Origin of the sequence: Gordonia terrae (genome assembly GCF_001698225.1) — a bacterium.
In the GTDB taxonomy this organism is placed as follows: Bacteria; Actinomycetota; Actinomycetes; order Mycobacteriales; family Mycobacteriaceae; genus Gordonia; species Gordonia terrae.
This window is the reverse complement of sequence record NZ_CP016594.1, coordinates 696999-710553: the sequence shown is the minus strand read 5'-3', so window position 1 is coordinate 710553 and position 13555 is coordinate 696999. Positions and strand designations below refer to the sequence as shown.

Sequence of the window (13555 nt, the reverse complement as noted above, 5' to 3'; positions counted from 1 at the left end):
CGGACATCGGATGACAAGGCAAGCCTAAGCTTGCACCCCCGTCAGGTCGACGGGAGGGCCTCCCGCAGTACTTCACCGAGCGTCGCCACGAAGCGGTCGGCGTAACCGGGCAGTGCCTGCGCATCGGTCACGACGCCGAACGTCGTGGTGTGTCCGAGGATCAACGTCGTCACCGACAGCGAGTAGCCCGCGAGCGGCGACAGCGGCGTCAGGGTGACGATCGACTGCCCCAGCACCGACCGCACCCGGGAGAAGCCGGGGTTGATGCCGATGTGGATGTCGGGGTGCATGTGGGACATCGACGCGTTCACGATCGCGCGCTGCAGACCCCACAGCGGTGCGCGCGGCAGGTCGTCGGCCGCGGCCAGGTACAGCTCCGGCTTCCGTCTCGCGATCGTCTCGAGTTCGCTTCGCGCGCGGTCGATCTGGCGTGTGAGATCGGGCTCGTTGCCAAGCAGGTTGAGGAGCGCCACGGACACCGCGTTACCGGTGTGGCGGAATCCGTCGTCGAGGGTCACGGGCAGGGTCACGCGGACGACGTCCGCCTGTGGACTCGTCGGCGGGTTGAGGCTGATCGCCCGTCCGATGGCGGCGAGCAGGAACTCGTGGACCGTCGCATCGTTGCGTTTGGCCGCCTTGCGCAGGTCTCGGGTCGAGGCATCGACGAGTGCGTACTCCCGCTCGCCCGACTTGGTGAGCGCCGGCCAGGCCCGCTTCTTGCCACCGCCGGCCGCGTGCTGATCACCGTAGGCGGCCTTCGCCTCGGCGAGTTCCTCGGGATCGATGCCGCTGATCCGGAATCGAGGGCTGGTCGCGAACCGCTCGAACTCGGCCAGGTCCTCGGGTTCGCCGTCGGCGAGGAGTGCGGCGAACGCCGCGCCCGCGATGCCGTCGGAAACGCTGTGGTGTACCCGCAGCAGGACCCACTGCCCGACGCCCTCGGCGCCGGCCGACGGAGTGAACAGCGTGATGTCCCAGAACGGGCGCGGGCGAGGCAGTGGCGACTCGAGGAGCTTCGCCACCCGACGTTGCAGGTGCGCCCGGTCGGTGAACCCCAGTTCGGTCACGTGCTCGCCGGCGTCCCAGCTGTCGTCGGCGAGCACCACCTCGGGCTTGCGCCAGCGCCCGTTACGGATTCCCAGCCGAAAGATCTCGAACAGCCCGGATCGTTCGCGGACCCGCTCCCGCACCGCATCGAGGCCGAGCACGTCGCCGCCGCCCTCGAGCTGCAGGATCATCGACCAGTGCATCGGCGCACCGGCCTTGTCCATGTGCAGGTAGGTGTGGTCGGGAGGCGCGAGTTCGGTGACGCGTGCGTCGACCGGGGCCTGGCCGGCTGGGCTGTTCATGGGAGGACCGCCTGGGTGGGAGTGGATGTTCGGATGCTTCTCAGGACGCGGACGAGCCCGGCCGGTGTAGCTCCGAATCGATGAACATGGCCTGGTAACGCTCGGTGTCGGGCTTCATCGCTGCCGCGACGAGTTCCCACAGCACCTCATCGGTGCCGCCCCCGACGCGGGCCAGCTTCATGTCCCGCCACCACCGGCCGATCGGGGTCTCGGTCTCGAGGTAACCGATCCCGCCGAAGATGTGCAGGCACTCCGACGCGACCTCCTCACCGAGATTGGCGGCCGTCGCCTTCAGCGCCGCGGCGGTGCGCAGGTTGATCTTGCCCTCGGCGGCGACGCCGGCGAGTGCGTACCGCAGAACGTCGACCCTGGCCTGCAGGTCCGCCACGCGCAGGCGCAGCGCCTGGTGGTCGTAGAGCTTCTTGCCGAACTGGGTGCGCTCCATCATCCGGGCGAGCGTCACCCCGATCATGACCTCGCAGGCGGCGGCGATCTGGGCGGCCACCGAGTACCGCTCGTGCGCCAGCCCCCAGCTGATGATGGCCAGGCCGGTCCCCGGCCGCGCGATCAGCGCCTCTTCCGGGATCCAGGCATCGATCGTGACCGGGGCGGTGTCGAGCGGCCCGGCGCCCAGCTTCTGGTACGGCTCACCCACCGTGACCGACTCGATCGGCACCGCGGCGAGGGCCACGTTGCCGCCCAGATCAGGACCGTCGTCGACGCCACGGCAGACCACGAACACGTGATCCGCGATCGGCGAGAGCGACACGAACTTCTTGTGTCCGACGACGCGGAAGCCGTCGTTCTCCGGGAAGATCCGGGTCTCGGAGTTCTGCAGATCCGAGCCGCCCTGCTCTTCGGAGGCCCCGATGCAGAGCACGGTCTCGGCGGTCAGCGCACGCTGGGCGAGGTCCTTGAGGTAGTCGTTGCGGCCGAAGCGGCGGAGGATGGCGATCGCCGAGTCGTGCAGGCTCACCCCCACCCCGATCGCCGCGGAGCCGAGCGCGCCGAGGTGGGCGCCGAGCGCGAAATGATCGTGGAGGTCGGTGAACTTGCGGTCCTCCCACTTACGGACGAAGACACCTTCGGAGCCGAGGTGCTCGAGAAGGGGCCGCGGGAACCGGTGATCCTGTTCGGCCTGCGCCGTCCACGACGTCACCCGCTCGTCGAACGCGGCGTCGAGCAATTCGGCGTACGTCTGCACCGGTGTGTCCACACTCATGTCGACTCTCCGTCTCAGGCCGGGGTGCCGGCCTTCGACCGGATGAGGTCTTCGAGGTCACCGACGGTCTTGGACTCGAAGAGCTCCCGCTCGGACAGCTTCACGCCGAGCCGCTCCTCGATCGCCACCACACCGATGGCGAACGCCACCGAATCCAGTCCCAGGTCGTCGATCAGCTTCGCGTCGCGGCTGACGTCTCCCAGCGAGAGGTCGAGGTCTTCTTCGAGGATGCCGCGCAGGGCTTCGGTGATGTGGTCGGACATGTGGTGACTCCTGAGATGGGGTGTTCGGTCGAAAGTATCGGGTGATCAGCGCGGGACCACGTACGGGGCGACGCTGCCGAGTTTTTCGCAGGTCTCGGTGAACTCGCGCTCCGGCGTGGACTGCGCGACGATCCCGGCGCCGGCACGCAGCCACGCGCCGTCTCCGGAGGAGAAGATGGTGCGCAGCGCAAGGGTGGCCTCGAGTTCGCCCGTCGATGCCGCGGTGAGGATGGCGCCGGAGTACAGGCCACGACGCCGCGGCTCGAGGCGGTCGATCGCCTCCACCGCCGGGGTCTTGGGGATCCCCGACGCGGTGATCGACGGGAAGACGACTTCGAGTGCACGCCAGGGTGATTCGTGAGCAGCGAGGGTGCCGCGGACGGTCGAGGCCAGGTGCTGGACGCTGCCTCGTTCGCGGACCTCCATGAACTCGCTCACCGCGGTGGTGTCGTCCGCTGCGATCGACGAGATCTCGTCGAAGCATGCCCGCACCGACATGGCGTGCTCGGCGATCTCCTTCGCATCGGAGAGGAGGTCGGCGCGCGCCGCCGCGTCCTGATCCGCCGAGATACCGAAAGCCCTTGTCCCGGCGAGCGGTTCGGTGACCACCGTCCGGTCGTCATGCACCGCGACGACGAGCTCGGGGCTGAATCCGGCGGCCTGGAGGTCGCCGAGCGAGAGCAGATAGCTGCGGGCGGGATTGTTGTCGGCCCGGCCGCGCGCGTAGGTCGCGGGGATGTCCACGTCGAACGGGATGTCGACGGCGCGGGAGAGGATCACCTTCTGATACCGGCCGGCTTCGATCTCGGCGACCGCAGTCGCCACCCGCCCCCGGTAGTCGTCGGGGTCCGCCTGGACATCCACCGGTCGCGACTCTGCCGAAACAGTTGCCTGCGAGGCGATCTCGAGAAGACGACGGGCACGATCGGCGTCGACGGCGCCGGTGTCGACGCCCTCGGCATCGACGGTCACCTCGAACTCGGGGACGATGAGGTGCGCCAGGACGGTGTCCTCCGGGACGCGGTCGAGGATGCCGTGATAGGGCGCGCAGAAGTCGAAGCCGACCCAGCCGTAGACGCGCCAGTCCGGGATCGACAACGAAGCGGTCGCGGCAGCGAGCGCGTCGGCGGGGTCGCCGCGCCACGGCGTCGTCGTCCGGTCACCCTGATCGTCGACGATGACCTCGCTCCGCGTCACGACCACACGAGCACGCACCCCGGCCGCGAAGGTCCATCGCCGGTCGCGCTCGTAGACGACATGATCGCCGAACTCGCCGGAACCCGCCCAGGCGGCCGTGATCCGCGCAGCATCGGACTCACCCAGCGGCGAGGCGGGCGCGAGCAGGTCGACGAACTGCGCGGCGTGCGATTCGGTTGTCAGCGACATGTCCTTCGTTCCTCCGGTCGTGATGCACTCAAGCACCGATGATCATAGGGAAGCTTAGGGCAGCCTAATCAAACAACCCCCCACGGTCGAGAGCGGGCCCACCGTCCCGCATCGACCGGTAAGGTTACCCTATCCTGGCTGTGTTTGAATGAACTCATGCCGACGCACCTCGACCACGTGACCGATCTGCTCGACGGTTTCTCCCCCCACACCGATGCACAGGCCCAGCGATACCGGGACGCGGGTGTGTTCCTCGGCCGCCCGCTGTTCGCGGCCCTCGACGTCGCGGCCGAGCGCTCCCCCGATGCGCCGGCGGTGACCGACGCCTCCGCCGACGGTCCGCGAACGCTCACCTACGCCGAGTTCCGCGCCGCCACCCTGCGCCGGGCCGCCGGTTTCGTCGACGCCGGTCTGCGGCCCGCCCAACGGGTCGTCCTGCAGCTCAACAACTCCCTCGACTTCGCCGTGACCCTGTTCGGCCTCCTACGCGCGGGTGTCGTGCCGGTGATGACACTGCCGGCGCATCGGATCACCGAGATCGCCCATCTCGCGACCGGCTCGGGGGCGGTCGCCTACATCGGTGAGGACGACCGCCGGGGGTTCGACTTCCGCGACCTCGCGGCCGAACTGCAGTCGCGGGTGCCCGACGTCGCGCAGGTCTTCATCTCCGGCGATCCCGGCCGGTTCGCGGCGCTGCCCGACGCCGACCCCGCCGCGACCGCGCTCCCCGACGGCCCCGACCCCGGCCTGCCTGCGCTGTTCCTGGTCTCGGGGGGAACCACCGGCCTGCCGAAACTGATCGCCCGCACCCACGACGACTATGACCTCAACGCGCGACTGTCGGCGGGCATCGCCGGCCTAACCGCCGACGACACCTACCTCGTCGCGCTGCCCGCAGCACACAACTTCCCGTTGAGCTGCCCGGGCATCCTCGGCGTGGTCGGCGTCGGCGGGCACATCGTCTTCGCCGACAACCCCAGCCCGGACAACACCTTCGACCTGATCGAGCGACACCGCATCACGGTGACCTCGCTCGTCCCCGCCCTCGCGCAACTCTGGTGCGCGGCGACCGAGTGGGAACCCGCCGACATCAGCTCGCTGCGCCTGCTGCAGGTCGGCGGCGCCAAGTTGGCCCAGCCCGACGCCGTCGCCCTCGACGCCGCACTCGGCCCCGTCGCGCAGCAGGTGTTCGGGATGGCCGAGGGTCTGATCTGCTACACCCGTCTCGATGAACCGCGCGAGCTTGTTCACCAGGTGCAGGGTTCGCCGATGTCGGAGCTCGACGAGGTGCGCGTGGTCGACGAGGACGGCGACGACGTCCCCGATGGCACGGAAGGTGAACTCCTGGTGCGTGGGCCGTACACGATCCGCGGTTACTACCGGGCCGCAGCCCACAACGAGAAGTCCTTCACGCCGGACGGTTTCTATCGCTCCGGCGACAAGGTGACGAGGCTGCCGTCGGGCCACCTCGCGGTGACCGGCCGCATCAAGGACACCATCGTCCGAGCCGGCGAGAACGTCGCTGCCGACGACGTCGAGGAGAACCTCCTCGCCCACGACTCGGTCCGACAGGTGGCGGTGGTCGGCCTACCCGACGACGCACTCGGGGAGAAGATCTGCGCCGCCGTGGTGCTCTCGCATGAGCACCCCCCGGCCCAGCCGCTGGAGCTCGCGACCATCCGCACGTTCCTCGCCGAGCGCGGACTCGCCTCGTTCAAACTGCCCGACGCGGTGCGGATCGTGACCACCCTCCCGGTGACCGCGGTCGGCAAGATCGACAAGAAGGTGCTGCGCGAGACCCTGCTCGCCGACTGAGCCGGCGCACCCCTCACACCGGAGCGAGGGTGACGATCCCGGGATGGCTGTCGAGGTAGCGCTTGGTGAACGTGCACACCGGACGCAGCCGGGCGCCCTGTTCGCGGGTGTAGTGCACGACGGTGCGGGTGAGCCGGGTGGCGAGACCGTGTCCGCTGTACTCGTCGTAGAGCACGGTGTGCAGCACGGTGATGGTCGTCTGACCGTCGGCCGTCTCGGTCGTGTAGCCGAGAACGCCGACCAGATCGCCGGCCACCCAGAGTTCGAATCGGTCGCGGTCGGGGTTGTGTACCACCTGCGAGATCTGTTGCAGAATCGACTTCGCCGACTGTGGTGGTCGCTGACGATGCTTGCGGAGCACCCGACCCTCCTCACCTCGTGATCACGGACATCGGACCACCGGCGCGCGCCGCCCTGACTCGACATGACACCCGCCTGTGATCCGGGTCACACGGTACCTTACGGAACCGTAACTGCCGACCCCATGGCTCGTTTGTCGCATATCGATACGGTTCGCCGCACCCTGCCCGCCCGTCTCGTCGGGCGATGTAGGGTTGCGGACGCACGACAACTACACACCGCGGGGGCTCTCACGATGACCGAGGGCTGAGATGGCGACGGGCGGTCGCCGACCGCTCGAACCTGTCCGGGTAATGCCGGCGTAGGGAGTTGAGCCATGGGTACACCTGTATCCGCCACATACGACAGCAGCGCACCCGCCGATTCCGGATCCCTGTCCCTCGAGACGGTTGGCGAGAAGTGATGCGCACAGTCGACGCAGAACAACGCACAGTCGACGGACATCGACGCACGCTCGACGAGGGTTTCGTGGAACTCCCTGTTGCACAGCCCGGTTCTGCTCCCGTTCGGGTCCTGACCATCGCCGGATCGGATTCGGGCGGTGGTGCGGGAATCCAGGCCGACATGCGCACCTTCGCCCTGCTCGGGGTGCACGGGTGTGTCGCGGTGACTGCGGTGACCGTCCAGAACTCGCTGGGTGTCAGCGGTTTCGAAGAGATCTCCCCGCAGACCGTGGCGGCGCAGATCGACTCCGTCGCCGGTGACATCGGTGTCGCCGCGGCGAAGACCGGCATGCTCGCGTCGGCACCGATCATCGAGGCCATCGTCGAGCAGTGCGGCGCGAGCGGCATCGGCCGCGATGCATCCGTCCCGCTGGTGGTCGACCCGGTGTGCGCATCGATGCACGGAAACCAGCTGCTCGCCGACTCCGCGCTCGACACGTTGCGTCACAAGCTGTTCCCCCTCGCCACGGTCGTGACACCCAATCTGGACGAGGTCCGCTTGATCACCGGGATCGAGGTCACCGACGCCGATTCGCAGCGCGATGCCGCCAGGGCACTGCTCGATCTCGGGCCGCGGTGGGCCCTGGTCAAGGGCGGGCACCTGCGGACGTCGGATCGGTCCCCGGACCTGCTCTACGACGGTGACCAGTTCATCGAACTCAGTCATGAGCGGATCGACACCCCGCATGACCACGGCGCGGGCGACACCCTCGCCGCGGCGATCGCGAGCGCCCTCGCACACGGCTACCCGGTCCCCGAGGCGGTCGGCTTCGGAAAGGGTTGGGTCACGCGCTGCCTGGCCGCCGCCTATCCGCTGGGTGCCGGCCACGGCCCGGTCAATCCGTTGTGGCGACTGAGCGCGGGGCCCGCGGACTAGCCGACCGTCCGGTCGCTCCCGTCATTTCTCCCAGCCGATGTCCTCGATCGGGCCGATGTAGAACTGACCCGCCCCGTAGTTCGCCAGCCCTTCCTTCACCGCCACCATGGCGGGACCGTTGAACAGTGGCAGGTTCGAGAACTGCTGGAACGCCTCGTGTTCGACCCGGTTCCCGGCGGCTATCTGTGCTGTCGGGTCCCCGATCTGCGACATGGCCTCGATCTGCGCGTCCAGCTCGGGTGTCCCCGCGCCCGCGGGGTTGAACTGCGAGTCGCTGCACCAGACCTGACAGAAATAGGCCATCCCGAACGGATCGCTCGAGGAGAAGCCCATCATGAACAGGTCGAACTCCTTGTTCACCACGACCTTCGAGAAGTCCGATGACGGTCGTTGGGTCACGACGAGGTCGATGCCGACCTTGCCCAGGATCGCCTGCAGGGCGCGTGACAGGTTGGCGCTGGTGGTGTCGTCGCCGACATTCGGCAGTGTCAGTGACAGCCGCGCTCCGTCCTGGGTCCGGATGCCGTCGTCCCCGATGCGCCACCCCGCCTGGTCGAGCAGACCCGAGGCGCGATCCGGGTCGTAGGAGACCACACCGGCCAGGTTGTCCCGATAGCCGGGTTGGAACGGATACAGCGACAGCGATCCGGGAAGTTCCTCGGTGTAGTTGAGACCGGTGAACCGGATGCGCGCCAGTGTTTCTCGGTCGATCGCCGTCATCACCGCCTCGCGCACGGTCCGATCGGCGAGGATCGGGGCGTCCAGGTTGAGCGCGAGCAGGGCCTGCTGAGGCGAGGCAGCCGTCCGGATGTCGATGCCGTTCATGGTCAGCACGCGGGCACGGGCATCCTTCGCCGCCACTCCGGCGACGTCGATCTCACCGTTCTGGAAGGCGTTGAGTGCGGCCTGCGACTCGAGCTGCCGGAACACCCGCCGGTCGAGTTTGCCCGGCTTGCCCCACCATTTCGGATTGCGCTCGAACACAACCGTTCCCGCGTTCGGATCGTAGGACGCGATCGTGTACGGCCCGGCTCCCCATTCGGGGTGCGGGTTCGTGACGTATCCCTTGTTGTAGGTGTCCGGGGAAGTCGCCTTCGGATGAAGCACCAGATTGAACAGACCGTCCGGCCACGCATACACGCCGTCGAACCGCACGACCGCCTGCCGGTCGTCGATCCCCCGGGTGACCGAGCCGATCTGGCTGTACCCGTCGGTCGAACTCACGATGTATCGGTCGTCGATTCCCCTACTGGTCCGCCAGGTCTCGACGAAGGCCCGATAGTCGATGGGCGTCCCGTCGTTGAAGAACGCCCGCGGATTGATGGTGTAGGTGACCACGGTGTCGCCGTCGACGGTCTCGGTGCGGACATCGGTGAGGTAGTCGGGGTTGGGCGAATACTCGCCGTCCGGTGAGAAGTAGGCCAGATTCGGGTTGTACCACCGCCACAGCGCCAGGGTGTAGGCCGAAGCGTCGGCGTGGAAGGTGTTCCACTGGGCGGACACCTCGGTGATGGCGGTCGTGAGACTGCCCCCGTCGCGGAGGTTCTCGCGCGGCTGCGGATTCAGCGACGCGCCGTCGGTGGTCACCGCTGACGTGTCGAGCGCGGCACCGCATCCCGCGACGGACCCGACCGCGATCACCACCACCGACAGCAGGATCCAGAAGTGTCTCACGTCGATCCCCCCGGGCCGGGGTCGAGCTCCACGAAGTGGCAGGCCGCTCGGTGATCGGTGTGCGGATCCTGCTCGGTCGTCCGCAATCGGGGGACGACCGAGCGGCAGCGTTCGCGTCGCGCGTCGTCGAGGTCCCGGTGCAACGGGCAGCGGGCGGCGAAGCTGCACCCGACGATGTCCTCGGTGGGACTGGGTTGTTCGCCCCTCAGCACGATCGGCCGACGCTCGCGTTCGATTCGCGGGTCGGGGATCGGGACCGCCGACAGCAGGGCCCGTGTGTAGGGGTGCAACGGCCGGGTGAAGACGCGTTCGGTCGGCCCCTCTTCGGCGATCGCCCCGAGATACATCACCGCGATCCGGTCCGCTAGCTGGCGCACCACCGACAGGTCGTGCGCGACGACGAGGTAGGCGACGTCACCGTCGGACTGCAACCGCCGGATGAGGTTGACGATGTCGGCCTGCACGGAGACGTCCAGCGCGGACAGCGGTTCGTCGAGGATGATCAGTTCCGGATCGGTGGCCAGGGCCCGGGCGATGGCCAGTCGCTGTTTCTGCCCGCCCGAGAACGCGGCCGGGAACCGGTCGGCGTGGACGGGGTCGAGGCCCACCCGAAGCATGAGATCGGTGACGGCGCGCTCGGTCTCGGCCTTCGGGTGGCCGAGCGCTCGGAGTGGTTCGGCGACGATGTCGAAGGCGGTGAAGCGCGGATCGAGAGCGTCCGAGGGGTCTTGGAAGACGATCGACACCTTCTGGCGGAGCGCTCGTGCGGCACGCGAGCGGACCGATGCCGGGTCGACGCCGCCGATGCGGATCACGCCGGCCGGCTGGGCGAAGTTCATGATCTCGAGCAGGGTCGTGGACTTCCCGCTTCCCGATTCGCCGACGATCGCCAACGACTCACCGCGTCGTACATCGAAGGAGATGCCGTCGACCGCGCGGACCGAACCGACGCGGCGCCGAAGCAGGCCGCTGGTGAGCGGAAAGACCTTGACCATCCGTTCGACCTCGAGAACTGTTGCTGACGAACGATCTTCGTCGCCTCGAGGGGCCGGCGCACCGAACCCCGGCGTGTCGAACACCGGTCCGTCGAACACCGGGGTTCCGCCGAGCCGCCCGTCCGCTCCGATCTCGTCGGCACGGATGCAGGCGGCGCTGTGCACGGGAGCCATGTCGTCCTCGACACCCTCGCCGCCCCCCACGAGTGGTCGCAGTTCCGGTTCGGCGCGCAGACAGTCGTCGACCGCGAGTGGACATCTCGGTGCGAACGGGCAGGCGTCGTCGAGATCGATGAGAGCCGGTGGCGCACCCGGGATCGGGGTGAGCGTGTCGGTTCGGCGGTCGACCCGCGGAACCGCGCCCAGCAGACCGATCGTGTACGGCATCCGCGGACGGACGAATATCGGTTCGACATCCGCGGTTTCGACCGCCCGACCGGCGTACATCACCACGACGTCGTCGGCGGTGCCGGCGACCACCCCCAGATCGTGGGTGATCAGCAGCATGGCGGCACCGGTCTCCCGCTGCGCGGTGCGCAGGACCTCGAGGATCTGCGCCTGGATCGTGACGTCGAGTGCGGTGGTCGGTTCGTCGGCGATGATCACGGCGGGATCGTTGGCGATGGCCATCGCGATCATCACCCGTTGCCTCATCCCGCCGGACAATTCGTGCGGAAAGGACCGGGCACGCCGCGCCGGATCCGGGATGCCCACGAGATCGAGCAACTCGACCGCTCGTGCCCACGCCTGCTTGCCGGAGAGCTGCCGGTGAGCGCGCAGGGCCTCGGAGATCTGGGCGCCGACGGTGAACACCGGCGTGAGCGATGACAGCGGGTCCTGGAACACCATGGCGATCTCCGAACCCCGGATCGCCGAGAAATCCCGATCCGGCAGGCCCACCAGTTCCCGGCCGCGCAGGGTCACCGAACCCGAGACCCGCGCGGCATCGGGCAGTAATCCGAGAACGGCCAACGCCGACACCGACTTTCCCGAACCCGATTCGCCCACGAGCGCCGTCGTCCGACCGGATCGGAGATCGAGGTCGAGGCCGCGGACCGCGTTCAGTGCGCCGGCCTCGGTGTCGAAGTCCACCCGCAGATCGCGGACCTCGATGACCGCCGGCTGCACGGCGGAGTCGACCGCGCCGATCATCGCCCGGCCTCATCGGTGGGACGGTGTCGACGGGTCGACGCCCGGGAGGTCGGGTCGAAGGCATCGCGCAACCCGTCGGCGATCAGCGCCATCGACACCGTCAGCAACGACAACACCCCTGCCGGAAACCAGAACAGCCACGGGGAGGCGGCCAGCGTTCCCGCCCCGGCCTGCAGCAACGACCCCAGGGTCACGTCGGGGATCTCGACGCCGAAACCGAGGAAGGACAGACCGGTCTCGGCCAAGACGGTGGCCACCACGCCGAGCGCGAAGTTGACGACGAGGAGCGAGGCGATGTTGGGCAGGATGTGTCGTCCGATGATCGTCACCGGCGACACCCCGAGATAGTGTGCGGCGGTGACGTAGTCGCGTTCGCGCACGGTCGTGGCGAGCGAATGGATGACCCGGGCCAGCATCATCCATCCGAACGCGATGAGCACGACGATCAACCAGCGCCAGTCGCCCCCGGTGCTGTTCGAGACCAGCGCGAGGATCAGGAACGTCGGCACGACGAGCAGCAGGTAGACCGCACCCAGGACGATCCGCTGCACCCATCCGCCGAAATACGCGGCCGACCCGCCCAGCACAGCTGCGATCGCGGTGGTCCCGATCGCCACCGACAGCGCGATCGTCAGCGACCGCCGGAGCCCGTGGACCACCTGGGCGTACAGGTCGTTGCCCGCGTCGTTCGTGCCGAACCAGTGCGCGCCTTCGGATCCCGAGAAGGTCGGCGGGAACCCGATCGCGAGGAAGTCGGTGTCGGTGTAGGAGTAAGCCGTGAGCAACCCGCCGAACAGTGCGAACAGCACCAACAACCCGAAGATGAACAGCCCGAGCATCGCGGAGCGGTTTCGCCGGTAGCGCGTCGCGATGATCTTCGTCCGCCCCGCCCGGCGCCGCGCCACCGGCACCGACGTGGCGTCGGATTCGGCCAGCAGGCCCCCGGCCTCGCCCATGATCGGCACGGTGGCGTCCTGGTGTCCCGAACTCCGACCGCGCGGTTCAGGAGGCAGCATCGTCATGTCAGTTCACCCGCACCCTCGGATCCAGATAGACGACTGCCAGGTCCGCCAGAATGGCGCCGACGGCCGTCGCGAGGGCACCGAAGGCGGCCACGGCCACGACGCCGTGGACGTCGTTGGTGTTGATCGATGTCACGAAGTAGCGTCCCATGCCCTCCCACCCGAAGATGGTCTCGGTGAGTACGGCACCGGTGAACACCGCCGGGATGGCGAAGGCGACACCGACCGCGACGGGGATGATGGCCGTGCGCAGGGCATGCCGACGGACGGCGGCGCCGCGGGTGAGCCCCTTGGCGCGCGCGGTCCGGACGTAATCGGCGTTCACGGTGTCGAGCACCAGGGATCGCTGCAGCAGGTGCAGGCCGGCGTACTGCACGATCACGAGCGTGATGGTCGGCAAGATGAGGTGCTGGAGGCGGTCGAAGAGCACCGGGAAGAAGCCGTCGATGTCGATGCTCGACGCGCCCGAGACGTAGACGACCGTGTGTCCGACACCCTGATTGAGTGAGATCGCGGCCAGCACGATCCCCAGGCCCACCACGGGGACCGGCAGGTTGATGGCCGCGATCGAGATGAACTGCCACACCCGGTCGGACACCTTGTACTGCCGGAGGGCGGTGTACACGCCCAGGGCGATTCCGGCGATCGTCGAGAGCACGGTGGCCGCTGCGAGGAGTTGCACGGACGAGACCAGCCGGAAACCGATCTCGGAGTTGACACTCTCACCGACGGGGGTGGAGCCCCAGTTCCAGTGGAGCAGAATCCCGGACAGCCAGTTCCACCATCTCTCCACGAGAGGTGTCTTGTCGTTCAGGTTGTAGGTCTCGAGCGAGGCGTCGACCACGCTCTCCGGCAACGGCGGTCGCCGGAGAGCGTAGTTCGACCGCGGATCGAGAAACCACGTCGCGAGAAAGTAGGTCAGATTGGTCGCGACGAACACCAGTGCGGCCCACGTGGCGATGCGCCTGCACAGGTATCCGATCACTCCCGCCCCCGG

The 13555-nt window shown here is 68.2% G+C and carries 11 protein-coding genes and 1 riboswitch; of the genes, 2 read left to right on the top strand and 9 right to left on the bottom strand.

Translation table 11 applies throughout. The annotated features are described in order from the left end of the window. Nucleotides 1–41: 41 nt before the first annotated feature. From BCM27_RS03310 to BCM27_RS03295, 4 genes are read right to left on the bottom strand one after another with little or no spacing between them, the layout of a single operon-like run. Nucleotides 42–1349 carry a wax ester/triacylglycerol synthase domain-containing protein gene (locus tag BCM27_RS03310; RefSeq protein ID WP_004019731.1) on the bottom strand — a complete coding sequence of 436 codons (1308 nt, stop codon included), beginning with the start codon at nucleotides 1347–1349 and terminating at the stop codon, nucleotides 42–44. Nucleotides 1350–1389: 40 nt separating this feature from the next. Further along, a complete protein-coding gene (locus BCM27_RS03305) occupies nucleotides 1390–2571 on the bottom strand; it encodes an acyl-CoA dehydrogenase family protein (protein ID WP_004019730.1) in 1182 nt (393 codons plus the stop codon). Between the two features lie 14 nt (nucleotides 2572–2585). Next, on the bottom strand, nucleotides 2586–2834 hold the full coding sequence (locus tag BCM27_RS03300) for an acyl carrier protein (protein ID WP_004019729.1): 249 nt from the start codon (nucleotides 2832–2834) through the stop codon (nucleotides 2586–2588). A gap of 45 nt (nucleotides 2835–2879) precedes the next feature. Beyond that, nucleotides 2880–4220, bottom strand: a complete 1341-nt coding sequence (locus tag BCM27_RS03295) for a salicylate synthase (protein WP_004019728.1) — start codon at nucleotides 4218–4220, stop codon at nucleotides 2880–2882. A 156-nt stretch (nucleotides 4221–4376) separates the two neighbouring features. Here BCM27_RS03295 and BCM27_RS03290 point away from each other — a divergent pair, with 156 nt between their 5' ends. Next, a complete protein-coding gene (locus BCM27_RS03290) occupies nucleotides 4377–6035 on the top strand; it encodes a (2,3-dihydroxybenzoyl)adenylate synthase (RefSeq protein WP_004019727.1) in 1659 nt (552 codons plus the stop codon). A gap of 13 nt (nucleotides 6036–6048) precedes the next feature. Here the strand turns inward: BCM27_RS03290 and BCM27_RS03285 are convergent, their stop codons facing one another. Further along, nucleotides 6049–6396: a GNAT family N-acetyltransferase gene (locus BCM27_RS03285; RefSeq protein ID WP_004019726.1), complete on the bottom strand. Its 348-nt coding sequence runs from the start codon at nucleotides 6394–6396 to the stop codon at nucleotides 6049–6051. Nucleotides 6397–6605: 209 nt separating this feature from the next. Next, nucleotides 6606–6720: riboswitch (TPP riboswitch) on the top strand. 77 nt (nucleotides 6721–6797) lie between these two features. Between BCM27_RS03285 and thiD the strand changes: the two genes are divergently transcribed. Next, nucleotides 6798–7715 (top strand): bifunctional hydroxymethylpyrimidine kinase/phosphomethylpyrimidine kinase, encoded by a 918-nt coding sequence (gene thiD / locus BCM27_RS03280; protein WP_004019725.1) that lies wholly within the window; start codon nucleotides 6798–6800, stop codon nucleotides 7713–7715. A 21-nt stretch (nucleotides 7716–7736) separates the two neighbouring features. Here the strand turns inward: thiD and BCM27_RS03275 are convergent, their stop codons facing one another. From BCM27_RS03275 to BCM27_RS03260, 4 genes are read right to left on the bottom strand one after another with little or no spacing between them, the layout of a single operon-like run. Beyond that, nucleotides 7737–9389 carry an ABC transporter family substrate-binding protein gene (locus BCM27_RS03275; RefSeq protein ID WP_004019724.1) on the bottom strand — a complete coding sequence of 551 codons (1653 nt, stop codon included), beginning with the start codon at nucleotides 9387–9389 and terminating at the stop codon, nucleotides 7737–7739. Beyond that, nucleotides 9386–11536 (bottom strand): dipeptide ABC transporter ATP-binding protein, encoded by a 2151-nt coding sequence (locus tag BCM27_RS03270; protein WP_004019723.1) that lies wholly within the window; start codon nucleotides 11534–11536, stop codon nucleotides 9386–9388. The genes BCM27_RS03275 and BCM27_RS03270 overlap by 4 nt, the downstream gene beginning before the upstream one ends. Continuing rightward, nucleotides 11533–12558, bottom strand: a complete 1026-nt coding sequence (locus BCM27_RS03265; protein ID WP_033206185.1) for an ABC transporter permease — start codon at nucleotides 12556–12558, stop codon at nucleotides 11533–11535. The genes BCM27_RS03270 and BCM27_RS03265 overlap by 4 nt, the downstream gene beginning before the upstream one ends. Nucleotide 12559: 1 nt before the next feature. Beyond that, entirely contained in the window at nucleotides 12560–13543 is a 984-nt protein-coding gene (locus tag BCM27_RS03260; protein ID WP_004019721.1) for an ABC transporter permease, read from the bottom strand. Between the last annotated feature and the right edge of the window lie 12 nt (nucleotides 13544–13555).